The sequence below is a fragment of the Nocardia sp. NPDC059240 genome, assembly GCF_042753865.1.
Lineage (GTDB): Bacteria > Actinomycetota > Actinomycetes > Mycobacteriales > Mycobacteriaceae > Nocardia.
This window is the reverse complement of the sequence record NZ_JBHZAC010000020.1, coordinates 71033-94074: the sequence shown is the minus strand read 5'-3', so window position 1 is coordinate 94074 and position 23042 is coordinate 71033. Positions and strand designations below refer to the sequence as shown.

Genomic DNA, 23042 nt, shown 5'->3' with positions numbered 1-23042 from the left:
TGACGACATGCCCTAAACGCTCTGCGAAGCATCGCAACTCGAGCAGACTGAGGCCCGCCGTCGGGCTTGGCTGAATAAACTGCAGGCAGTCCAGCCTTTCGGCAAAGGTGTTGTCGGTGGCCAGCGTTCAGGCGCGGCAGCGACTCGAACAAAGTCCACTACCTCATCGGGAGCACAGCATGAGCGACGCGACCACAGGAGCCACCGAAACGGCCGTCTTCGCCTACGAGCTTGGGCACCTGAAAATGGTGTCGCGGTCAGGGTGGCGTCGAATCGGCATCGGCGACGGCGAGAATGTGGCCGCCCACAGCTGGCGTGCCGCGGTACTGGCATTCGTGATCGCAGTCGGAGAAGGCGCCGATCCCGAACGAGCAGCGGTGTTGGGCCTCTTCCACGATGTTCCCGAGGCGCGCTACGGCGACGTGGACGCGGTGGGCAAACCGTATGTGAAGACCGTGCCTGCGACAGAGGTAGCGGCCGACCAAACTTCCAGCCTGCCTGTCGAGTTGGCCGAAAGAATCCGCGGCGCCATCGCCGAGCACGAGTCGTCAAAACGGCCTGGTGCCAGCAAAGAAGCGATGTGTTCCCGTGACGCGGACAAACTTGAGCTGCTATTGACTGCCCGCGAATACCAGGAAGCTGGTCGTGCTCCGAAATCCATTGGGCGCTATATCGAGTCGATGATTCCGATGATTACGACAGCGACCGGTCAGGCGCTCCGTGACGCTGCGCTGCACACCGACCCGTCGGCTTGGTGGGACGACTTCGCCACCCGTTTCGGCACACCGGCCGCATCCGAACGCCCATTCAAGGTTGCCAAATAGACCTGCCATCGCCTGTCTGGAGTCTCACGGATCCGACCGACAGGCTCTGCGGGCAGGATGGTTTCAGGCTCCTGCTGTACCGGATCGACGGTCATCTCTCTCGCCGCCGGCGAAATCGCGAGTAGCGAAGGCGTGACTTCTAGCACAATCGAATGGTGCTCGCGTGGGCGGGAAAGAGTAACAAGGCAATTGGTCGCTTCACTAGGGGAGTCGGTCTGTTTCCGGCGATCTTCGCAGCGCTCTGTGGAGGGCTGGTAATCGCGGTCGCCGCCGATGGATTCCTCCGGTGGGTAACGCCGGTGGATACGGCCAAACCCGCTGCCCAGATCGACGTCACTCGCATCGCGTTAACCGTGGTGGCCGGAGTAGGTGGTGTGGTCGCGCTGGTGATCGCCTACCGGCGGCAGCGCGATATTGAGCAGGGCCGGTTCGTCGAACGCTTCGGTGCTGCGGCCGCGCAACTCGGTGCTACCGATGTCGCTGTCCGCATCGCCGGGGTCTATGCCATGGCGGGTGTCGCTGACGAATCCGCTGATCGGCGTCGTCAGCAGTGCATCGAGGTCCTGTGTGGCTATCTCCGTCTGCCCTACAGTCCCGAGCTCGGGTCCAACCATCAGAGCAAGTTGGTCCTCAAGCATCACCGCGCGACCGCGGACGGTACCCGCGCCGACGACTCCGAGCGCCATCTCGAATACCGGCACAACGACAGAGAGGTACGCGCGACCATCGTCCGCGTGATCGCTGATCATCTCCGACTGAATGCTGAGTACAGTTGGTCGACAAGCGATTTCGACTTCCGAACCGCGCACCTCGAAGACGTCGACTTTCGTGCCGTCAGGTTCTCGGGTGCCGCCCGATTCGATGGCACGACCTTCGCTGGCCTTGCTCGCTTCGATGGCGCGACGTTCGCCGGCAGCGCCGACTTCCTGTGGGCGACATTCTCCGGCAGCGCCTACTTCGGCGAGACGACGTTCTCCGGCGAGGCCTGGTTCGGGCACACGACTTTCTGCGACACCGCCGATTTCGAGGGGGCGGCCTTCTCCGACAGCGCCTGGTTCGAGGGCGCGACTTTCTGCGCCACCACCGATTTCATGGGGGCGGCCTTCTCCAAAACGACCTGGTTCGCTGACACAACCTTCTCCGACAGCGCCACGTTCGCAGGCGCGACGTTCTCCGACTTCACCGACTTCGGCGGCGCGACCTTCACCGGCAGCGCCAACTTCGGGGGCGCGACCTTCACCAACAGCATCGGGTACAAAGGCACAACCTTCTGCGGCAGCGTCGACTTCGGGGGTGCGACCTTCTCCAGCCGCGCCACGTTCGTGAGCGCGACCTTCTCCGGCGACACCCGATTCGGGGGCGCGACCTTCTCCCGCACCACCGATTTCGGGGGTGCGACCTTCTCGGGTGACACAGACTTCGACCACACGGTCTTCTCCGGTACCACGACGTTCGGAGGTGTGACCTTCTCCGGCACCGCCGACTTCAAAGGGGCAGATTTCGGTGCCGCTGTTGTCTCGTTCGTGAACCCACTGCAGTGGGGTCCGCCGGCGCCGACCTTCGATTGGGACCAGGATGTAGGTCAGAAACCCGGCAACGTCGAGCCGCAGGATTGGCCGCCGAAAGTCTAACAGTCCAGACTGTTGTTCAATCCTGGCCCGGAGATGCACGCAGAAGCCGAAAACACCCGCAACGCAACCAGTCTGAGCGGAAACTAGCAGTTCATAGATGTAGTCCAGCCGATCGACGTGGGAGGCCAGCTTTGGGCTGCGGCGGGGAGTTCGATCCGGCAGAACTGGGACTGACCGACACGGAATCCCTCCACCACGTCGAGCGGGAGGCAGCCACGGACGCCTGCAACTCCGCGACGCCTGGGCTGGTCCGGTTCAAGGTGTGGATCGAGGTTCCCAACGCCGCCGGCGAGATCGTCGGTAGCACTATTCGTTTCGTGGCCAACGGGATCGCGGTGCCCCGGATCGGTGAAACCATGCATTTCGATGTGGCGCCCGGTGGACTCGCGCTGACCGTGGTGGATGTGGCGCACTGGTTTTCCCCCGCCGCCGAGGACGAACCTCACGAGGTGTCGGTCGAGGCGAAGCTGTCGGATTCGGACGTCAGGACCGCGCGCACGCTTCTGGATCCGGCGGCCCTTCGACGGTGGATCGCTCTGTTTCCTCATCTGGAATGGGATTCGGATCCTTACGATCACGATGACGACGAGCCCTAGGCAGGCTGGGAAGTCACGCAATCCGGACTCCCCTACTGGCCGTTGGGGATTCGCCAGTTCCGACTGTCCACAGTCGGAACTGGCGAAGGCCCTCTGCTGGTTAGCGTCGGTGCCGGCTGCAGTGGCCGAAGCAGCGTTCGCGGCGCTGCAGCCTCCAGCGCCTGAACCTGAGCCCTGATTCATAGTTGGCCACGGTGTACTTGGATTCTCCCTGAGCACGAACGATTTTCGCCTTCGCGCGGGCACAGGCGGTGATCACCATGGTGATCGCGGCGGTGAGGAGCACGATCGTGCACAGCCAGGCCGGCAGGTTCGACTGGGTGAGCGCCATGATGAGCGCGGTGATTCTCATTGCGCGTTCTCCGGGCGGCCACCGTCTGCATGTCGGCACATCTCGCTGTGTGCGGTGCGTCGATGTTTTTCGGCTGCTCGCTTAACTCGACGACGAACTCGTTCCGCGAAACCAGGCTTGTCCGCCTTGGCCAGCATTGCTGCTTCCAGCCAGGTCGTTTGTGGTCCGTTGAAGACGTATGCGGCGACGGTTCTCGATTCCTCCGGGGTGAAGTCGGCCAGGAGCACGTCGATGCATGGGTTGTGACCGATGACGTCGTTGTCGGTGAGGTGGTCTTCGACCGGGTTCGGTGCGTCGGGGATGTCGTGGTTGTCGATGTAGGTGATGCGCTGGTAGTGGATCTTGCGGCGGTGCAGCGGGATCGCGTTGTCGCGCGCGGTCCGGATATGCCGATTCAGTGCGTTGATGACCTTGCCGGTATGCCACAGTTCGACGCCATCCCAGTCGATGGCCACCAGACCGTCGAGTACGGCGGACCGCTTCTGAATGGTCAAGGACCATTTCTTGGCGAATGCGACCGCCTTGTCTTCGTCACCGTCGAAGACATAGGCGGTCATTGCCTCGTGGGCTTCCTGGTACGCCTCGCAGGTGCCGACAAGGACCGGCCACGTGGAGAGCAGGTGACCAATCGCTGCATCGCGCGTGAGCGTGTGACTGGACCGAAAGGTGAACCATCGCTTGAGCGGTGCCGCATCGACGAGGTCGATGCGATGCAACTCGGCGTAGCGGGCGACGATGCGCAGCGCTGCACTGGGCAATCGAGAATCGACGACGAACGGTATGCGGTCTGTACCGAAGCGCGCACGCAGGGCTGGGCTGTCCGGGATGACGACCAATCGCGTCGCGGCGGCGCTTTCCTGCAGGCCGGCCTCGCGGGAGACCGCGAAGTGTGGTTGCGCGGACCTTCCCGTCAGCCATGCCGCGATCCTGCGCCCGGCCCCGGCCCGCCCTGGCGCGGGTGTGTCCTCGTCGCGCACCGCGACAAGGACAGCCAATCTCGTGTGTACACCTGCCGTACTGCGGTTTTCCATTCTCAACCCCATCAGTAGATGAATGACCTCACCCTTTGGGGCTCTGGACCAGTCCACAGCAGCAATCTGCGGCAAATTGTGATGCACGTCACCGATAACCCCTGGGTGGCCCGACACCTATGTCGAATCCCATCCGGTCGCCGGGCGTCGAGCAGGACCCGCCGGGCCGGGTCCGACCGGATCCGGCCCGCGGTCGATGTCAGACGAGGGAGGCCAGCGCCATGAGGGCGGTGCAGCTGATGATCAGCACCGAGCCGACGGCGGCGAACGCGCCGAGCGCGGCGGCGGCGATGCTCAGCTTCCGGGCTCTGAACATCAGGTAGGTGAGCAGCCCGCTGATGACGGCGACGAGGGTGATCGTGCCGAAGATGAAGGCGATCGTGCCCATGTGGAGGTGCATTGAGATGTCGCTCCGTTCCGAACAGCACGGATCCACGGTGGGTGGCGGTGGATACCGGCGCTCTTGAAGATCCGCGCTTGTTCACTAATTGGGAAATGCGGCCTAGTGCTTGCTATTCAGTTGTCCAGCTGAGCTTGCGGTACGGCAATCCCGCAAACACCCCGAGTTCCACTGCCTGGAAACTCGGCATTCACTGAATCACATCCATCCCGGCCGTCACAACAGTGCACCTATTTCTTTTATTAGCAGATTGAGATAGTCCCGGAAGCCCGTTCGGAGTTAGGATTGAAACTTTTGCGTTCCGAGGGTATTCAAATGTGTTCAAATTCCGCGAGACCGTCCACAACCTCATGTTCAAAAACATGTTTTGGACGTTCAAAAGCACACTCTACCTGCAGATTTGTACACCAGCGAAGAGAGGTTGAATGATCTTGAATTTAGACCGGCCAGTTGCCGGGGTTGTTAATCACCGGAGCCTGGTGTTCAATGGCAGGCGACTGAACGAAAGGTGCATGAAAGTTCGGTCAGTCGTCCCGGGATCGCGCAATTGGGAATGCGGCCGAACGTCAGGGACAGCCGGTGGGCGCTTGTCGGCAAACAAGGGCTCACGCCAGCGTCATCTCTTCTCGACAGAGAAAGGGAAACGGACACAGAAATCGGGTTCCATCCGCATGTTTGGACACTCGCCAGCACCATCCGTGATTGCGTCTCACCAGAGTTCCGTCGTCGATGCGCCGGCATTTGCCAGGCCTTCTCGCGTGCTGGCCCGTGTGCACGGGCGGCGCAGCGGCCCCACCACGGCCGCGGTGACGAAGGCCGGTTGCGAACGAGGTGGCCGATGGCTACGCGATCACGCAGAGCACCATGTTCGCCTGCACGATGGATCCCACCGGAGCGATGATCGCGCGCATGGTTCCGCCGACCGGGGAGGGCATGTCGAAGGCGAAGGTGGGTGCCGCCAGGTGCAGCAGCGGTTCACCGACGTCGACAACGTCACCGATCGTCTTGTGCCAGTGCAGGACCTGTCCGTCCCCGACCTGTTCGTCGAACATCTCGGGGGCAGTGACTTCGTTGCCCGCCACCACGTGCTGTTCAAGAGTCGTCGGTGCGAAGTCGGGGACCGGCTGATGGGTGGCGTGGTCGTCGATCTGGGCGATGATCGCGGCAACCGGGTCGGCGTCGCCGGTGATGTCGGCCATGTAGGTGCGCACGGCGTCGCGCAGCGCTTCGGGGCTGACCAGGGTGAGGGCCGCGGCCACGAAATGGTCGGTGGTGGTGGCCGGCGGCAGTTGCACCGGCGCGGAATCCCCGGGATCTGGCGGCGGGCGGTGGTCGAGGGCCTGCGGGTTGGAGACCGCGTCGGCGATCCCGGCGATGTGCGATTCTTCGGTGTTCTGCCGCAGCCGCGGCACCATGTAGAAGCCGGTGCCGGTACCGGCGATGTCGATGACCGCGCAGCGTGGGGTGGAACCCGGGCGGAGCACGGCGCGGCGGGTGGCCACGATGTGATGGTGTCGGAGGGTCAAGGTCGTGGCGCGACCGTCGGCACCCACATACAGCAGTTTGTTGTCGCCGGCGTACAGACCGATGTCGCCGTCGACGGTGACGACGATGTCGCCGCGGCGGTGCTGGGAGCGTTCGAGCGGGTAGGCGCGCAGCGTGGTGGTCGTGAACGCGTTATCAGGCAACTCGACTCCGGCCGCCCGGAACGCGGCAGCAACGAAATCGGTTTGCTGCCCGGGAAACCGGCCACGCGGCAGATTGTCGGTCACCGTCAGCGCCTGGAGTCCTGGTTGGGTCGGCACAGGCTCGGCCGGCCAGCCGGGCAGTCGCCGGGCGACGGCGGTGGCGCTGAGCGCGCTCAGCCGGATTGCGCCGCGAGTGCCGGTCAGCACGAGCCCGACGCCCTTGTACAGGCCCAGGGTGGCGCCGGCACGGTCGATGATGATGTCGCCCACGCGTAGTCGGGTCGCCTCCACCGGGACCGGGACACCTGCGGCGGCCGGGGCGGCGCGATCGAGCATCTCGATCCCGACCAGGCTGTAGGCGAGCATCACCATCCAGCAGTCCTGCTGCCACGGTGCGGGCTGCAGCCGGACGGCTTCGCGGAACGCGAGCTCGCCCGGTGAGGGCACCCACAGCCGGATCTCGCGCGCGACGAGGCCATCACGCCAGGACACCGGATCTGCCGAAGCGAGGATCTTGCGAGCGTTGGGGAATTGCTTCTTGAGCTTTTTGAGCCGGTCCAGCACGAAATCGACCTGCTCGGGGGTGAATTCGCACGCCCGTAGATACTTTCTGAGCGTGTCCGGCCGAGGCCAGGAGTCGTAGTTCGTCTTCGCCGGATCGCGCGGGCGCGGCCCGGCGGCGAAGTTGTTCACTGTCGCGACTGCCAGCCCGCTGCGTTTCGCGATCTGATGTTGCGACTCCCCGGTCCGCACCCACGCCGTGTGCGTCATCTGCAGGAATTCGTCACGGACCGCGGATAGCCGGTGGTGTTTGATGTCCAGGACCAGGTTCAGTTCCTGGGCGATGCGGGCGGCCGCGGTCCGCGGCAGCTCGTTCACCGAGTGGGGGAGTTGCCGATGCTGACCGGGACCGTGGCTAATAGTCCGCCCTCGCGAGGGCTGGCACTGACACGAACCGTCTCGACACTCGAATACGCAGCGGACCGCACAGGCGCGCAGCAGGACACCGGATACTCCTCACGGAACATGAAACGAAGTCCCCGAGGCGCGATGGCCCGCCCACTCTGATCCGCCGAACCTGCCCTGAGCAAGCAGGTCCTGCGCGCACTATGACAGAAGCTCGGGGCGACCCCTCGTGTCCCTCATGAACTCCCAAAGCGTCGGGTGCAGCCCAGGATTCGGAAAACACCGGCACCACCCGCACGGCACTTCTGGTCCCATCCGCGCGTCCCTCTGCTGCACCGAGGGCATCGCCAGCATGCCATCGCTGACCGCCCCGGAACCAGCCAGTTACTTTTGATGTCACGGTCGAGGGTCTTTGTCACCTATGCGCAACGCTGTGACCAGCGCCGCCGCTCCACGGCGCGTGGTAAGCCCTCTTACACGGTTTGCCGGGTCAGCCCAGACGCGTGCAGCAACCGTCGGTGTTCGGTTGGGCTGCCAGACTGGTGAGATAGACGGGTGTCGGACGCGGCTTCTCCAGTTCCGCAGTCCGGACTGCCGGACTGCCGATATCGGGAAAAGCACCGAGGGCGAACTCATTCCGCAGGTAGGCGGGTCGGGCGTAGCATTATTTCCGCTCGGGGACACTCAACGTGGGGGAGGGAGTCCCGATGATTGCTTTCATTCGTGCCCGGTTCACTGGCACTCCAGCGGCGCGGATCTGGTCGGATGCCGATGTCGCCAATTTCATGGATCCGAACGTTCCGTACAGCCTGGCGCATTTCTGGACGAAGACCTCGTTCGGGCAGTTCGATCTCAGTTATCACAGCTTCGCGCCGGTGGTGCTCAATGATCCGCGGCCGCCGCAGGGCGATAACGACACCGTCCGCACCGCTTTGGTGCTGGGTGTGTTGAAGGCGGTCACCGTAGCCGAGAATCCCGATTGGGCACCGTTCGACAAGGTGTTCATCTGGTTCGCGCAAGGCACCGACCTGTTCGGGGGCGGCTCTTTCCGCCTGGAGTCCGGGCGTGGCACCCCACGGGTGGTGTCGGCCGCCGTCTTCGATATCCAGAGCGGCTTCGACTCGATCTGCGAGGAGGTGGGGCACGCCTTCGGGCTCGCGCATGAACTCGACCGCAATCAGAACGAATACGGGTGCCCGTTCTCGTCGATGAGCGCGGCCAGCGAACTGAGCTTCGTGCGACCGTTCGATGCTCGTCTGCCCGTCGGTATCGGTGCCGGTTTCGACCCGATGATGCAGGTCGGCCCCTACGTTCCCGCGGTTCAGATGTATGTCCACCAGTTCGGGGCGTTCAACAACATCTACTCGGTCAACTATCTGTCGGTCGCCTACGAGCACACGCCCCAGACGTTCTCGCTGACGGCGCTCGACATCGCGATCGCTGACTGGCCCACCCGGCGCAGCGTGCTGGCCGTGATCCCGCCGATCATCCCGTCCGGTGACACCTACTTCCTCGAGTTGCGCCGACCCGGCCAGTTCTACGATCAGGCCATTGACCACGCCAGCGTGCTGCTGTTCGCGGTCAACTTCTACACCGGCACCGGAGGGCCCGGCCGTATCCATTACGTCAGCCGGATCGACTTGCAGAGTGTCAGCGGAGATTTGGATTTCCACTCGTTTGCGGGCGCGTTCGTCGTGCGTGTCAACTCCGTGCACGAGGACTTCAGCCAGATCAGCCTGACCGTGGGCGGCGGGGACGCTTGGAAGGATTTCTGGGTCGATATCGGCGACCCCATGATCGACCAGCATGCGGTCGGGGTCGGTGCATGGTCGGCCGCCGACGTCGCGCCGTGCCCGTTCCTGGCCAAGAGCTACTACAGCTACCGGCAACGTACCTACAGCAGTTTCGTTGTGTTCCAAGCGCATTCGCGTGGCTACGAGCAGCCGGGATACCAGTGGTTCCTCGACGATATCGAGCTCAAACCCGCGTTCGACGCCACCGGGAAACCTGTCCAGCAGCACATCGACCTGGATCTGTTGTGCCGCGACGTCACCGACTACCAGTTCGGTGTCCCCACCACCCGCAAGCTCGGGTGCAATTATCTGGTCAACCAGGGGCGGCTCGAATTCCGCATCACCGATCTCTACGCCGACATCGAGATCAATGTGCGGGTGACGGTCAACGAAACCTCGCACGAGGTCATGCAGAACTACTACCCGGAACGCGGGATGTGGACCAGCATCCGTCTCGACAACATCGACGTCGAATGGGACCAGGCCTACCAGCACGCGGCACAGGCCTGCTGGGAGCGGATGCGGGAGTTCAGTCAACGCATGCGCCACCGCCCACCAGGGGGCATCCCGAAGCCCGGACCACCGCGGGAGCGGATCGTCATCGAACTCGACGGCGAGAGGGCGCGGATCGTCGAAACCTCGATCCGCCCAACCGAACACGGTTTCCGCACTCCACCTGCCTCCGGATAGCCGAGTCCACAGAGGCTGTTTGGAACCTCCGCCGGACGACTCGTACGTCGAGGTCAGGGACCAGCAGTCCGGAATGCCAGACTGCGGAACTGCTTCAGCATCGCGCGTCCTTCCCTGTCCGTCACCAGGACATGGCATCAGCACCCGATCGGTCACGGCCGGTCAGTGCAAGATCACGGACGTGGGCGTTGACCTGGGCGCGTTGAGGTTTCACGGCGCTCAGACGTGTTCCGGTCATGACGAAGTTGTGCTGGTTTGCCGGTGATCTGGCGGGCAGCCTGTCGCCGTGGATGGTCGGACTTGTGGTCTTCGCGGTGTTCTGGCGCACGGTGGTGGGCGGTATCCGCCACTGCCAGCGGCATTTCGAAACCCGCATGATCTTGCGCGAGGCACCTGGTTACGCCCGCGTGGTGTATCAGTCCCGCCGAGCCGGGGTCGTGCAGTCCCATATCGTGGAGGTGGGCCCCATCCCCACGCGCTCACACGAGTCGGTGGTGGCGGGGCCACCGATCGTCGCGGTCCTACCGCCCGTCGTCGAGGTATCCGTTCATGAGTGAGCCGACCGTCGCCGATCCCCCTGTACCGCGGGATCCTCACTACCGGCAGCAGTCGCCGTTCGAGCGGCTCTACCGTCGTGATCAGCGCGAGCTCTACAAGTTCGTCGTGGTCGCGCTACGCGGCAACACCCGCAACGCCGAGGACCTCGTCCACGAGACGTTCTTGCGGGCCTGGAAGAGATACCGCCACGGCCTGCTCGACAAGCCGGTGGACGAAGCGCGCGGATTGCTGATCACCATCGCGTCGCACCTGGTCATCGACTCGTGGCGCGCCGAGGATCGGCGACTGGACCTGGTCGGTGACGACTTGGACGAGCTGAGCGACGCAGGCTCCCACAGGCACGTGCCCGACACCGGCGACCTGGCCGTCGACAACGTGCTCATGAGCCAGTTGTGGCAGGTGCTGTCGACCGAACTGACCGCCGGCGAATTTCGGGTGGCGTTCCTGAGCTGGCGCATGAACCTGCCCGACCAACAGATCGCGACCGCGCTGCGCACCACGCGCCGCACGGTGCAGGCGCAGCGTTCGACCGCGAAACACAAGATCAAGGCACTGCTGAGCGATCCCCGCCGCCGCACGGAGATCTGGAGCGCGGCCTCAGACGAGGTACGCGACCGCGGTACCGCATCCACCAAGGAGGTACACCCATGAGCGCGACGGACAAGCGGGGCACGGACCGGCAGTTCCTGGGCGACGCGACCGATGTGTCGGAACAGTTCGGTGCCGCGATGTTCGCCGAGCTCGGCGACTATCTGGTCGAGCATCGGGGCGGCGATGCGGATGCCGGTTGGGCACGGCTGGCCGAGGCGATCGGTGACGACCTCGATGACGACCAGACGGATGAGGTCGAGCGACAGCGGGAAACCTCTTCAGCTGCAGCAGATTCCGCCGGGTGTGACGTCTTGTCCGGACGTGTCGAGGTCGCGCACAACCGGCGGTCGCGGGGGCAGGGCAGTCGACGCCGGTCCCTTACCCGCCGAACCGCGGCTGGACGTCACCCCAACAGGAGAGCATAGATTCGTTGGCAGTTTGGACTGCCGGACTGCGGAACTGGAGATATCGACCGGCCGGACGTCTAGTCATCCGTGCGCCGCGGTAGCTTGACCGACTCGGCGAGACAGACAGCAACTCGACGGCGGCGAGCGGGTCGCCGCGGTACTCACAACGATCGGGTAGTTCTACGCATCTGCCGAGCGTCGTGCGGCGACGAGGCTGGTACGCATGACGACGACATCCGACCCGGCCCTGAGCGCGCCGACCCGGCCGCAGCGAATTCCTGGGTGGGACAAGGGGATCGCTGCCGTGTGCCTCGTGCTGGCCTTGATGGCCGCGATCTTCCTGACGGGGGTGACGGGGATGTTCGCGATGGCGGGCGATTCGTGTGCGCCCAGCAGTCCCTGCATGGACGAGGTCGGCCGCGGCATCAACGTATCCCTGCTGGGAATGGGCGCGGTCCTCGTGATCGGACTGGGCTGCGTGATCATCGCAGCGATCACCCGCACCCGGCTGATCGTCTGGGCTCTGGCAACCCTGCTGCTGGTACCGATCCCGTGTTTCGTCGGCAGCAATATCGCCAACCACGCCATGCAACTCAGCCCTACCGCACCCTCACAACCCTGACCAGGCCACCTGCCCGCAGCCGTGACGGCATGACGCTCTGCATTCGCCAGTTCCGCAGCCCGGACTGCGGAACTGTCGAATGCGCCTATACGAATCCATTGTGGTGCCGGTTACGGCTGTTCAGTGCGCTGGGCCGGGCCGAGGAGCATCGAGAGCTGCTCGGACGAGCACGCCACTCGCCACGGTTCGTTGCGCGCCTTCAGGAGCTCGACGATCGCGGCGAGTTCGGTCTCGTCCGGTCCCCGGTCACAGTCCTTCGTCTCGTCGAGTTCCATTGCCGCCTGCGCCTGTTCGCAGCGGTACCGGGCGGCGAGTGCCGAGCTGATCCGGCTTGCGCGGGCGTCCGAGATCCTGTTCTGGATGTCCCGGGCGGCCTCGCCTCCCAGCGAGGACCCGGCGATCAGGTCGTCGATATCGGTGACGAAGTTGTTGTGACGGAAGCCGATATCGGTGTTGTGGTCGGTCATTTCGACTCCTTACCAGCCAGTCGTCCGATCCATTCCACGTTCTTGGTCAACGTCGACCAGCGTTGTTCCACCGCTCGCGCGGACAACTCGCCGTAGATTTCCGCGATTTCCCGGTTCGAGTATCCACATGCCTTGCCCCACACGATGTTTCGGTCGCGTTGGGTCAGTTCGGCCATATGCTGGTGCAGGATCAGCTGGTCGATGGCCTCCTGGCTCGGGTCAGGAACGTGGAAATCCTGGCTGGGCCTGGCAGCCTCGAGCCGCAGCGCGGCCTCGAGGCTCTTGTGGGCACGCGCGTCGGCGCGCCGATGTTTGTGCAGCTCGTTCGCAGTGGCGTGCAGGCAGGCGACCGCGAAGTAGGTCGTCAGGGTGGCTCCGCCGTCGGCGCGCCATCCGCTGCCTTCGAGGCAGCGACGGCGGAAGGTGTGCAGTGCGGTCATCACTGCTATGTCGACCAGCGACGTACGGAATTCCGTGTCGTAGATGAGCCGGTCGGCCTCGCGCGGGGACGGGGTAAATACGATCCCCTTGCTCTTGAACATCCCGAGCAGGTGGCCGGCGCGCATCCACGCTTCGAGCACCCCGGCCCCGTACTTCAGGAGTTTGAGCGTGAACGTTTCCCACGCGGGACCCTCGAACCCGACCGCCTGCAGCGCCGCGAAGAGCTTGGCGTCGCCCGCCAACTGCTGGCGGTGAGTCTCGTCGGCGAGATAGTCGGCCAGGACCCCCGCCAATACGCGAACAGGCTCCGATTCGTCGGTGAAATATCGTTCGAGGTCCGGGATCTCGGCAGTCAGAACACCACTGGCATGCCGAACCGAAGACCACTTGACCTGGATCAGTGTGGCTCCGGTGCCACAAGCAGGGTCGTGGACCAGGTAGGGGACCATGTGGTCAGCCCCGCGGTCGGCCATGGTTCTGATCAGGTCAGGTGTGTAGTAGGTCTCGCCGCCTTCGTCATCGACAGCCACCATGTGTCCCTTCTTCACGGTCACGGGCCGAATGCCCTCCTGGTCGAATATCCCCGGCCGCGACCGGATACCTCGGTTGTATGCGGCGGCGGGAACCCACGCACGGGCCGGAATCCCTGAATTCCCAACATGTCCGATACCCGCGAGGCCCCGCGCATTGCGCGCCGGGCGCCGCATACAACCTCGGGCATGATCGACCACATCCTCACCGGCACCGGCGCTGTGAGCGCGGTCGGTGGCCTGGTCTGGTGGCTGCGCCACGATGGCCCGGTCCGCCTCTACGCTGGCATCACCGCCGTCCGGCACCCTGACCGCGCACGCCGCCGCGACGCCCGCGCGGTCCTCGACTGCACCGCCCCGCCCCGCGACACGGCAGCCGTTCGAGGGCGGCGCAACAACCATCTGCCGTCGCCGACGTCGCCCGTCAGCGGGCCGCGGTGCTGACTCGCCTCAACGCCAATCTCTAGGCTGCGTCGGCCACCAACTATCGGATTTGCACGACCCCACTGCCGTGTTCGGAAAACGATTGGTTCCCTGATCACCCCAGTTGAATTACTGCCATACAGATCTCCCATCGACCATCGCCCACTGGGCGCCAACCCTTACTCACCTTGGGGCCGTCCGCAACGAACCCCTTCAAGCGGGCCTCAGCCGCATCGGCGAACCTTCGGCGTGTTTTGCCGGTGAGATTCGGACGGACGAACACCTTCACATCGAAGTCGGAACCGACCTTGCGCACCTGGAGGCATCCGCAGAGGTTCGGATCCTTTGGCACCCTCTCCATGTCTTGGAAGAAGATGCCCCGCGCGTTGAAGTAGTCCCTCTCCGTATCGGCACTCATGTCGATCAACCTACGAGCGAAATATCGCGACCAGGGGAATCGCAACGCTTTCGCAGCGCCGAGGGGCTGTTCGGAAAACGATGCTTCTGCACGCGAATTCGGGGGTGTCAGAGGGCGGGTTCCCGCAGAATCTGGTCATGTTCGGGTGGGTGCGCCCCGCGGGAACGCAGGCGAAGCGGTCGATCGTGCGGGCAGGGCACCGGGTCGGCCGGGTGCGGCTGTTCACTGCGGTCACCCTGGCCCTGGCCGCCGGGACCGGGATCGCGGTGGCCGCGCAACTCGTACTGGCCCGGATTATCACGACCAACCACAACCAGCTTGCCCCGCCGATCGACGTCACCAAACTGGCGTTGACCGTCGTCGGTGGTGTCGGTGGTGCGGTCGCGCTGGTGGTGGCCTACCGGCGTCAGCGTGATCTGGAGCAGAACCGGTTCGTCGAACGTTTCGGCGCCGCCGCCGCGCAACTTGGTTCAGGCGATGTCGCGGTCCGCATCGCCGGGGTGTACGCGATGGCCGGTGTCGCCGACGAATCCAACGGAACCAACCAACAGCAGTGCATCGATGTGCTTTGCGGGTATCTGCGTCTGCCCTACGACGCCGCGCACGGCGGGTCCGGGCGCACCAAGCTCGTCACCAAGACCAAACAGAACGAAAAGGTCGACCTGGAGGAAACCACCGAATACCGGCAGAACGACCGGGAGGTCCGCAAGACCATTGTTCGCGTCATCGCCGAGCATCTACGCGATGGCAGCACCCCGGATTGGCGAACGAACGCCTTCGACTTCCGCGCCGCCCATCTGGAAGATGCAGACTTCAGCCGTGTGCGCTTCGACAGCATCGCACACTTCGAAGCATCGGCCTTCGCTGGCCACACGAGTTTTGCAGGGGCGACCTTCTCCCGCGACACGAACTTCGGGCAGGCGACCTTCTCCAGCTACACGAGCTTCAAGGAGGCGACCTTCTCCCTCGGCGCGAATTTCAGGCAGGCGATCTTCTCCGACGACACGAACTTCGAGAAGGCGACCTTCTCCGACAGCACGGACTTCACGGGGGCGACCTTCTCCGGCCACGTGGGCTTCGAGCAGGCGACCTTCTCCGTCGATGCGTACTTCGCGGGGGCGACCTTCTCCGGCGACGCGGACTTCAGGAAGGCAACCTTCTCTGTCTACGCGGGCTTCGAGCAGGCGACCTTCTCAGACATCACGTACTTCGAGCAGGCGACCTTCTCCCTCGGCGCGTACTTCACGGGGACGACCTTCTCCAGCTACACGAGCTTCACGGGGGCGGCCTTCTCCAGCTACGCGGATTTCGACACGAGATTCGACCAGGTGGCCTTCTTGAGCGTGGTGGAGTTTCAGCGCGTGGACTTCGGAAAAAGCACCGTGTCGTTCCGTAGTCCACGCACGTGGGATCCGGCACCCCGGTTCGATTGGGACCAGGATGCGTCTTTGAAGCCCCGTAACATCCTTCCCCAGGATTGGCCGCCAACGGTCGAGTAGCACCACCACGCTTCGCGCCACCTACGCAGTGTTCGGAAAACGATGGATGGCATACGCGAGCAACCCTGGCGAGGCCTCCTCACCAGCCCAGCGACGGCCGCGCGATCAGCTGCCGATGTAGTTCAATGGCAGAACTCCTGCCTCCCAGGCGGTTTCGAGTCGCCGATTACTTCGGCGATGACAGCGATCTGGTCGTTGAGGTCGAGGATGCGGTCCTCGATCGCGGCGGTGGTGAGTCCGGCCGCAAGTGTGGTCTTCAGCTCGCCCTGCGCGCGTACTCGAGCTGCCTTCAGCTGGGCGAGCTTCTCGGCGATCATCGCGTCGTAGCCGAGTTGTCCGGTGCGGGAAAGGGATCTGCAGTCAGTCATGTGTCGGCCTTCGAGCGTAGGGGTTCGGATTTCGAGACGGGTACCGGCAGCAGGCGGCTCGACAGCAGCATGATCGACGCCGCAGTTCCGGCGATGCCGGTGAGGGCAGCGCCGGCCGGGGGGATGGCGGCCGCCGCGGCGATGCAGCCGAGGACGGCACCGAACCAGCCTGCGGAGATGAGGGTGAACAGGCCGCGGACCGTGGTGCACAGCCCAGGCAGCTGCGTGAGGCTCAGCCAGATCGGGGCCAGCGCGAACACGCTGAACCCGCTCAGCAGCCCCATCAGGGCGGTGCCGGCGGCCAGCCAGGACAGCCCGCCTGCTCCCAGGCTGGCCGCGGTCACGGCGGCCAGCCTGGGAGCGGTGACCACTTGGGCGCCGGTCTGTTTCAGCGAGCTCGACAGCAGCAACAGCAGTCCGACGCCGACCACGAGCAGCGGGATCACCGCGAACACGTCGTAGCCGAACGCGGCCTGCCGGGTGACGGGATAGACCGCGAGCATCAGCAGCACGATGACCAGGATGTGCAACTGCCAGGTGGCGCGCCGGCGCCACCACAGTGCCGGGGCGGCCGCGGCGGCTTCGATCGCGGCGCAGTCGGCGGGACCGAGCGTGACCGGGGTGGTGCACACCGGGCACGTGCAGGTGATGTCGCCGCCGAGATCGACGCGTACCTCGAGCCCGTCTTCGGGTGCGCTGTCATGGCTGACCTGGTGAGTGAGCCGCACCAACTCGCCCAGCAGCAGGTCGACCTCGGCGACGCGCACCAGGCGTGTTCGTTCGTCTGCGGGGTCGAGGCCCGACACCATCTCGACCGGGGAGACAGCGATCGGGCGGGCGGGTTCGTCGGGGCCGCCGTTGCCGGTGAGGTGGTCCCATAGGTGCAGCATGGTTTTGATCTGCGGGGCGGGGGCGCGGCATGCCTGCAGGAACGCCAGGACCTGGTCGCGGCTTTTGGGCAGGGTGTTGTTGTCGGAGTTGATGAATCGGTAGGCCGTGGAGCGGGGCAGCCCCGAGGACACCGCGATCTGGCCGGCGGTCAGACCGCACTGCCGATGGATTCGACGCAGGCTGGCCATGAATCGGGCCGCGGTGATCGCCGGCTCGGGGGGTAAGTGGTCGAGGGTCACGCGCCGCCGCCGCTCCCGATCTTGCCCAGGATCGTCGCGGCCGCCCGGCACAGCGTGCGGGCGGCGGTGCCCAGTGAGCTGGCCGGCAGGACGAGGGCGACCAGCGGCACCGCGGTCGTCAGCAGGTCGCGGGTTGCCTGTGCGGGCGCGATTCCGTGCATGATCAGCAGGTAGTGGTAGCCGAGTCCGGCGACGACGACCACCGAGGCCAGGACGGCGACCGGCCAGGACACCGCTGAGGCGGGGGGTTCGGGCGCTGGGGGGCGTCCAGGGTTGATGGACCCAGGGATCACCAGGGAATCCCTTTCTCTTCGAATGGATTCCCGAAGGCAGATCGCTCTGCCCTGCTCGTTTCCCTTACGCGGGTGGAGATTGCGCCCAGAACACGACGAACGGATCGATCTGCCTTCGGGGTACCGCGAATGACACAGCCGAGACTTGGGGTCACGACACCTGCGCCGACGAGTTCCCGCTCGTTTGGTGCAGGCGGCCCGCGACTTTGCCCGTCAGGGGCCTGCGGCAAACCATTTTGCCCGTCACAGACCCGTAACGAAACGAAGAATTCCGGCTTAAGCCCCAGGGTTGGGAAATTGGCGTCCAACCGGTCGAGGATCCGACTTCGGTGCCGGACTCGACACGCCGAAGGCGGCTGCACAGCGACCCGCAGCGATTGTCCAACGCCGTGTCCAGCAGCTGTTTCGCGAGACAGAACCTGCGAGATTCGAGAGCCCGCTTTCGTGACCGTATGGCGGGTTTTTCCCTGTTCAATGCCTAATTGCACATCTGAGAAGGAACTCTTCGCGGTATGGCGTGACCTAGAGTGGAATCAACAGCGCGATAGCTACCGAACGGTAAGTTCGTTTGCGTTGTTGGTGTCCCCGGATGGTCGCACTGACACAGCCGAGCACCGGGTCGGGCGAGATCTCTGTTCCCGCAGCCCTCGCCACACAGTGAAACGGTCCTCAGGGCTTCGGAACTGCCCTGAGGACCTTCTCGTCCATCGCTGCGGTCACCGACTGTCGGCTCAGGCCCCGAAGTCGAGCGCGTCCAGATCCACGATCGGGGTGGCCGCGATCTCGAAGGACCCGGTCAGCGGCTTGTCCCCCAGTATGCCGTCACCGACCGAACGCCCGCTGATCGTCCATACGGCCAGGGGATGCTTGGCGAACCCGGCGGCCGCGCTGTCCTTGGCCGCCACCGCGGCGGGTAGGTCCGGGTGTAGGGAGGTGTGCAGGACACCGCCGGATTCGTCGGTCACGACCAGCATGTACAGGGTCACCGCGTGCCGATCGGCCAGGATGCGCGCCCGCGCGGCGACTACACCGTTCTCGGCGGCGCCGAGACGCTCGACGACCTCGCAGATGTCGGTGGTCAGCGCCTTGTAGCGCAGGCGTTTGAAGATTTCGAACTCGTGGATGCCCAGCGCCTCTTCGAGCTGGGCCAGATGCCTGGGTGGTTCCTGTTTCGCGCGGTTCCAGGGCCAGCGTCCCGCTGGCACCACCGGTGCGGCGTGCGCCCAGGTCCGTTCGAGCAGCTCGTCGGCGGCCTCGTCCCAGTAGGGCAGTTGTTCGGCGTCGTGATGGCGGCGCACCACCGGCTCCCAGTCGTAGTCCGGGTCCAGCGCTAGTTCTTCGCGCAGCCGCGACCAGGCCGAGCGGGTGCTGCCGGGGTCGGGGTCGATGAAGTATTCGGCCCGGTCTCGGATCGCTGCGACCGTGCGGCCGACCTTGCGCGCGACCTGCTCGTCGCTCAGCCCTTCCAGACATCCCGCCACCACCATCCGGTAATCCCACGCGTCCCAGACGTGGTAGTGGCGCGGCAGTTCCCGCGATGTCATCTTGAACCCCCTCAGGATTTCCCATCCGCACGCATGGCGCAGGCCGACAGCATGGCACCACTCGCCCCCGAGGACCCGCGACACACCGATAGCGCTAGAGAATCGCGAAAGCCCTTGTTACAGCTGCAATCTCATCCGTTCTAGCACTTGAGACACCGACCGGTCGCTCTGCAAGTCATCCTAGTTTTGCCGCGCGAATAGGCCCCTGTTTCAGGCGACCGGCCGTGCCAAGTACGCGACTTACCGTGCCAATAGGGCTGTTTCGAGTTGGCAGGTGATCATCGGGAGCCGTGACACTCGTTGTGGACCGGTGCGAGATCCGCAGGCAGTGCGCGACGAGCGTGCCGGTCTGCTGCGAGCGTGGTGGGGCAGGCCGTAAACGGACCCTCCAGGAACTGCACCCCTCGGTCAGGACGGTTCACCGCGGAATGCCCGCGCAGACGCACCACCCACGCAGCACGTAGACGGCCCGGAAGCCTCACCGCTTCCGGGCCGTCGGCCACCGTAAGCGGCCAGATAATCCAGAAGGCCGACCAGCCTGAATCCGCAGAGTAGGTCTGGTGCTGTTCGGACAACGACCAGTGACCTCAGCCCTTCCTTCTATCGATCCCGGAGCCGGTTCGGAGGGACGGCCTTTAGGACAGCGAGCGCGCCCGACGTCCAGCTGTTCCATCTCATGAGGTTGGTGTCACTTTCCGGCGGGCTCGGTGCGACTTCGTTTCCGGCTGCGGCACAGGCACTTCCGGCCGGGCGGGGAGAGAGTCGGTGTCACCGACGAGCCAGCGCAGGAATTCGATCGCCGCCGACAACGCTGGCGGCCACCAAGGTTGCCCCGGTGAGCGAGGTTCGGGATATGTGCCTGGAGAACGCGATTCGCGGCGTGTTGCCCTACTCTGCCAACCGGAGCGCCCGGCTCTCGGCGTAGTCGAGCGCACTGTTCGTGTGGAGCCGGTCCCATACGGTCTTCCGGTCCCAGGCCACCGTTTTGCCTGTGGCACTGGGGACCTGGTGTGCGGTGAGATGTCCAGCCACGGCCTGGTAAGACAGGCCCTGCTCACGCAGATCGAGGATCAGGTCCAGCACCTGGTCAGGGCACGCCCGGGGCCGTCGGCGACGTCTGCCTTCGCCCCCGGGCGCAGCCGCGGTCACGACCTGGATCTGTCGCCGTACCCAATCTTTCCTTGTGAAGGTGGGCCATCTGCCCGCCGTGCGAGTGGATGCTCTTCGACAGAGACCGTGCCGTCAGACAGATCCGACTTATCGGGTCGTGCCATTCGGCGACGCACTGCACCCCCGAGCGCGTTTACCGCTGTGAACAGCCCGGTGAGGAACAGGGCGAGCACGCTGAGCAGCGCGACAAAGATGCGTTCTGCGCGGTCACGCTCCTCATCGCTGCCTGCGCCCAGTGCGTGGCGCAGGGCGATCACCAGCAGAACGATCAATCCAGCGACGACAAATACGGCCAAGCAGAAGGTGAGATCGAGGGCATGATTCGGATCGAACGCCGAACCCGCCGAAAAATCGGGGGACATGAGGAACTCCCGTATGAGCAAACGGGAGCGTGCAGTGACAGCACATTCGAGGACTCCCGCAGGTGGTCAGGAAACTGAGGTCCGACCTGCGGAAGTAGGGCCCCGCACGATGTGGGGGCCGGTGGAGGCGAGTTGGCTGGGTGGGTCGCCGCGTTCACGCGCGGGTGGAATGCGGACGTGCGCTGCAGGTTGTTCGGTTGGCTTTCCGCACGGCCGGGTTTCCTCCTGCGGCACGAGCAGAAAACTCGTCGTCCATGCGAATGCAGCGAGTCGCTCGATCGCATCAGGGTGGAGTATCACCCTGTCGGGGCCGGGAATCTGTAGATGCGCCCATCGCTCGGTTTCGCTGGGCGGGGTCAGCGTCCATCGGTCTCGGTCTTCAGCGACGACAAGTGCCATGGATGGGTAGTCGCTAGTGATCCACCCGCTGGAAATGCTGATCCGGTCATAAAGACTCCGAGACATGGGTTCGGCCTCTGCTGGCGGGCGAGGGCGGGGGCGAGCAGTGATGAGCGAGCTCAGATGCCGCCCGAACCAGTCGCTGGTTTTCGCTATCACCGACCAGCGCCGCGACGCCGTCGACGACGCGGGGAAGCTCGAACCCGCCCTCGATCTAACCGCACCCACGAAAATCGGCGGCCCACTCTCCGACCATGAGCCCAGGCGCGCACCCGTGTACGACCGATCCTCTAGTGAGGGTGGCGGCCCCGGCAGGGATCTGCTCGCGTCCACAAGTCCATGGTGCCCGAGGGCCCGCGTGCGGGTGTAATTCGTTCGCGTGCTGGGGCGCCGGGCGGTGTGCCATCGTCTCGGTTCGGACTGCCAACAGCGGAAACGTGGACAAGGAGCGTCCTCCGAGGCGGGGGCGCACACACATTGCAGTCCGATCAGTGCATACGGCTGACACTGTTGGATTCTCGGCGAGTTCTACCGGGACCTGGTGTTCTGAAAACGATCGATTCTCGACAGGTCCATTCCTTCAGAACGGAAGTCCAGGTCCACTCCTCAGGGCAGTGTCGAGGAAACATGTTGAGTGTGAGTGAACTGGGTACCGATTCCGGGCGAAGCTGGGGAAGTGCTGAGGCAGGATGTGTCTGTGTCAGAGGGGAATTCAGGATTGACGATTCGGGTCGATAGCGGCCCGGACGAGTTGCTCGCACTACTGGACTGGTTCAGCCACGACGATGTCTTACGCGGCCGGGTGCATCCCCGGTCCGCGCCCTCCGATAAGGGACAGATGAGCGGCGGGGTCGTCGAAGTGCTGGTGGTGGCGCTCGGCGCTGGCGGGCTCGGCTCAGCGCTGATGACCTCGCTGACCGCATGGGTGACGCACCGCCGCTCCAATGTCACCATCACCGTCACCCGTGGCGAAACCACCGTCGAACTCGACGCTGTCCGCGTCAAGGCTCCAGAGGTGATCCGCGAACTGAAGGACCTGCTCGATCCGCCGGACACCAAGCAGTGACCGAGCCCCGGGCGCAAGAAGGTTCTCGTGCGATCCTGATCGGCACCAGCCGCTACGACCACAGTCTCGACCCGATTCCCGCAATCGCCGCGAACATTACTGACTTAGCTGAGATCCTTTCCGGCCGTGGCGGAGCCTTCACTGGCACACAGTGCGTGACCGTGACCGACCCAACACGTCCGTCCGACGTCGGGGACGCCGTTGGACTCGCCGCCCGAGAGGCAACGGAGGTGCTGCTGGTGTACTACGCCGGTCATGGGCTCCTTGACCGTAAGGGTCGTCTACATTTGGCGGTGACCGGGAGCGATCCCAACCGTATCCGCTGGACAACAGTGCCGTTCGAGACGCTGCGCGAAGAGATTCTTGAAAGCCCTGCCCGCGTGCGGGTCTTGATCTTGGACTGCTGTTTCGCCGGCCGCGCCTTCGAAGCCATGACAGACCTTCCGGGCCTGGTAGGCGGGCAGACAGAGCTGCGTGGCACCTATACGATCGCGTCCTCGTCAGCCAACGAACCGTCTTTCGCTCCGCTTGGAGAGCGCAATACCGCTTTCACAGGCGCGATGTTGGCCGCAGCCGCCGAGGCACCGGACGGCACCCTTGACGAGCTGTACGAGGAGACCGAACGACGCCTACACCGCGGCGGACACTCACGCCCCCAGCGCCGCCGTATTGACATCGCTGGGGAGGTACGACTGTTTGGACGACCAGGGCAGGAAAACAAGTACCGCTGGGCTGCAGAAGCAGGCGATACCGGCGCGATGACCAGCCTGGGCTACTTACTCAGCGAACGTGGCGAGCAGGTCGAAGCCGAAACCTGGTACCAGCGTGCCGCAGACGCAGGCG

Annotated in this window: 24 protein-coding genes; 12 read left to right on the top strand and 12 right to left on the bottom strand. The window is 64.6% G+C overall.

The window, feature by feature from the left end:
- Nucleotides 1-179: 179 nt before the first annotated feature.
- The 3 genes from ACFXHA_RS43520 to ACFXHA_RS43510 all read left to right on the top strand — a co-directional run bounded on the left by ACFXHA_RS43520 (nt 180) and on the right by ACFXHA_RS43510 (nt 3051).
- Nucleotides 180-824, top strand: a complete 645-nt coding sequence (locus ACFXHA_RS43520) for an HD family hydrolase (protein ID WP_379366985.1) — start codon at nt 180-182, stop codon at nt 822-824.
- A gap of 152 nt (nt 825-976) precedes the next feature.
- Complete coding sequence (locus tag ACFXHA_RS43515) at nt 977-2455, top strand: pentapeptide repeat-containing protein (protein WP_379366984.1); 1479 nt, start codon at nt 977-979, stop codon at nt 2453-2455.
- Nucleotides 2456-2586: 131 nt separating this feature from the next.
- Complete coding sequence (locus ACFXHA_RS43510) at nt 2587-3051, top strand: hypothetical protein (protein ID WP_379366982.1); 465 nt, start codon at nt 2587-2589, stop codon at nt 3049-3051.
- A 100-nt stretch (nt 3052-3151) separates the two neighbouring features.
- On the opposite strand, the gene ACFXHA_RS43505 is transcribed toward ACFXHA_RS43510, so the two are convergent.
- From ACFXHA_RS43505 to ACFXHA_RS43490, 4 genes are all read right to left on the bottom strand, one after another.
- On the bottom strand, nt 3152-3403 hold the full coding sequence (locus tag ACFXHA_RS43505) for a hypothetical protein (RefSeq protein ID WP_379366981.1): 252 nt from the start codon (nt 3401-3403) through the stop codon (nt 3152-3154).
- The gene (locus ACFXHA_RS43500) at nt 3400-4380 is read right to left on the bottom strand and encodes a hypothetical protein (RefSeq protein WP_379366979.1); all 981 of its coding nucleotides are present in this window, start codon (nt 4378-4380) and stop codon (nt 3400-3402) included. Before ACFXHA_RS43500 ends, ACFXHA_RS43505 begins: the two co-directional genes overlap by 4 nt.
- Before the next feature lie 253 nt (nt 4381-4633).
- The gene (locus ACFXHA_RS43495) at nt 4634-4834 is read right to left on the bottom strand and encodes a hypothetical protein (RefSeq protein ID WP_379366977.1); all 201 of its coding nucleotides are present in this window, start codon (nt 4832-4834) and stop codon (nt 4634-4636) included.
- Between the two features lie 842 nt (nt 4835-5676).
- Nucleotides 5677-7401, bottom strand: coding sequence for a biotin/lipoyl-containing protein (locus ACFXHA_RS43490; RefSeq protein WP_379366975.1), 1725 nt, complete (start codon nt 7399-7401; stop codon nt 5677-5679).
- A gap of 734 nt (nt 7402-8135) precedes the next feature.
- Here ACFXHA_RS43490 and ACFXHA_RS43485 point away from each other — a divergent pair.
- The 5 genes from ACFXHA_RS43485 (at nt 8136) to ACFXHA_RS43465 (ending at nt 12089) form a co-directional block, all read left to right on the top strand.
- Nucleotides 8136-9911, top strand: a complete 1776-nt coding sequence (locus ACFXHA_RS43485; protein ID WP_379366973.1) for a hypothetical protein — start codon at nt 8136-8138, stop codon at nt 9909-9911.
- A gap of 236 nt (nt 9912-10147) precedes the next feature.
- Nucleotides 10148-10468 (top strand): hypothetical protein, encoded by a 321-nt coding sequence (locus tag ACFXHA_RS43480; RefSeq protein ID WP_379366971.1) that lies wholly within the window; start codon nt 10148-10150, stop codon nt 10466-10468.
- Entirely contained in the window at nt 10461-11120 is a 660-nt protein-coding gene (locus ACFXHA_RS43475; RefSeq protein ID WP_379366969.1) for an RNA polymerase sigma factor, read from the top strand. Before ACFXHA_RS43480 ends, ACFXHA_RS43475 begins: the two co-directional genes overlap by 8 nt.
- Nucleotides 11117-11485, top strand: coding sequence for a hypothetical protein (locus ACFXHA_RS43470; protein WP_379366967.1), 369 nt, complete (start codon nt 11117-11119; stop codon nt 11483-11485). Before ACFXHA_RS43475 ends, ACFXHA_RS43470 begins: the two co-directional genes overlap by 4 nt.
- Nucleotides 11486-11690: 205 nt before the next feature.
- On the top strand, nt 11691-12089 hold the full coding sequence (locus tag ACFXHA_RS43465; protein WP_379366965.1) for a hypothetical protein: 399 nt from the start codon (nt 11691-11693) through the stop codon (nt 12087-12089).
- A 110-nt stretch (nt 12090-12199) separates the two neighbouring features.
- Here the strand turns inward: ACFXHA_RS43465 and ACFXHA_RS43460 are convergent, their stop codons facing one another.
- Together ACFXHA_RS43460 and ACFXHA_RS43455 are read right to left on the bottom strand one after the other, a co-directional pair.
- Nucleotides 12200-12556, bottom strand: a complete 357-nt coding sequence (locus ACFXHA_RS43460; RefSeq protein ID WP_379366963.1) for a hypothetical protein — start codon at nt 12554-12556, stop codon at nt 12200-12202.
- Nucleotides 12553-13530, bottom strand: coding sequence for a hypothetical protein (locus ACFXHA_RS43455; RefSeq protein ID WP_379366962.1), 978 nt, complete (start codon nt 13528-13530; stop codon nt 12553-12555). Before ACFXHA_RS43455 ends, ACFXHA_RS43460 begins: the two co-directional genes overlap by 4 nt.
- A 186-nt stretch (nt 13531-13716) precedes the next feature.
- Between ACFXHA_RS43455 and ACFXHA_RS43450 the strand changes: the two genes are divergently transcribed.
- Nucleotides 13717-13971: a hypothetical protein gene (locus ACFXHA_RS43450; RefSeq protein WP_379366960.1), complete on the top strand. Its 255-nt coding sequence runs from the start codon at nt 13717-13719 to the stop codon at nt 13969-13971.
- Between the two features lie 94 nt (nt 13972-14065).
- Here the strand turns inward: ACFXHA_RS43450 and ACFXHA_RS43445 are convergent, their stop codons facing one another.
- Nucleotides 14066-14368, bottom strand: coding sequence for a hypothetical protein (locus tag ACFXHA_RS43445; RefSeq protein ID WP_379366958.1), 303 nt, complete (start codon nt 14366-14368; stop codon nt 14066-14068).
- A 149-nt stretch (nt 14369-14517) separates the two neighbouring features.
- Here ACFXHA_RS43445 and ACFXHA_RS43440 point away from each other — a divergent pair, with 149 nt between their 5' ends.
- Complete coding sequence (locus tag ACFXHA_RS43440) at nt 14518-15867, top strand: pentapeptide repeat-containing protein (protein ID WP_379366956.1); 1350 nt, start codon at nt 14518-14520, stop codon at nt 15865-15867.
- 122 nt (nt 15868-15989) lie between these two features.
- Here the strand turns inward: ACFXHA_RS43440 and ACFXHA_RS43435 are convergent, their stop codons facing one another.
- The 5 genes from ACFXHA_RS43435 to ACFXHA_RS43415 all read right to left on the bottom strand — a co-directional run bounded on the left by ACFXHA_RS43435 (nt 15990) and on the right by ACFXHA_RS43415 (nt 20734).
- Nucleotides 15990-16235 carry a hypothetical protein gene (locus ACFXHA_RS43435; protein ID WP_379366952.1) on the bottom strand — a complete coding sequence of 82 codons (246 nt, stop codon included), beginning with the start codon at nt 16233-16235 and terminating at the stop codon, nt 15990-15992.
- Complete coding sequence (locus tag ACFXHA_RS43430; protein WP_379366950.1) at nt 16232-17365, bottom strand: hypothetical protein; 1134 nt, start codon at nt 17363-17365, stop codon at nt 16232-16234. The genes ACFXHA_RS43435 and ACFXHA_RS43430 overlap by 4 nt, the downstream gene beginning before the upstream one ends.
- A complete protein-coding gene (locus tag ACFXHA_RS43425) occupies nt 17362-17658 on the bottom strand; it encodes a hypothetical protein (RefSeq protein ID WP_379366948.1) in 297 nt (98 codons plus the stop codon). The genes ACFXHA_RS43430 and ACFXHA_RS43425 overlap by 4 nt, the downstream gene beginning before the upstream one ends.
- Nucleotides 17659-18389: 731 nt before the next feature.
- Nucleotides 18390-19202: a hypothetical protein gene (locus tag ACFXHA_RS43420; protein WP_379366946.1), complete on the bottom strand. Its 813-nt coding sequence runs from the start codon at nt 19200-19202 to the stop codon at nt 18390-18392.
- A 1145-nt stretch (nt 19203-20347) separates the two neighbouring features.
- Nucleotides 20348-20734, bottom strand: coding sequence for a hypothetical protein (locus ACFXHA_RS43415; protein ID WP_379366944.1), 387 nt, complete (start codon nt 20732-20734; stop codon nt 20348-20350).
- Between the two features lie 1117 nt (nt 20735-21851).
- On the opposite strand from ACFXHA_RS43415, the gene ACFXHA_RS43410 reads away from it, so the two are divergent.
- Together ACFXHA_RS43410 and ACFXHA_RS43405 are read left to right on the top strand one after the other, a co-directional pair.
- Nucleotides 21852-22199 (top strand): hypothetical protein, encoded by a 348-nt coding sequence (locus ACFXHA_RS43410; RefSeq protein ID WP_379366942.1) that lies wholly within the window; start codon nt 21852-21854, stop codon nt 22197-22199.
- On the top strand, nt 22196-23042 hold an 847-nt coding region (locus ACFXHA_RS43405), incomplete at its 3' end, for a caspase family protein (RefSeq protein WP_379366940.1). The genes ACFXHA_RS43410 and ACFXHA_RS43405, both read left to right, overlap by 4 nt.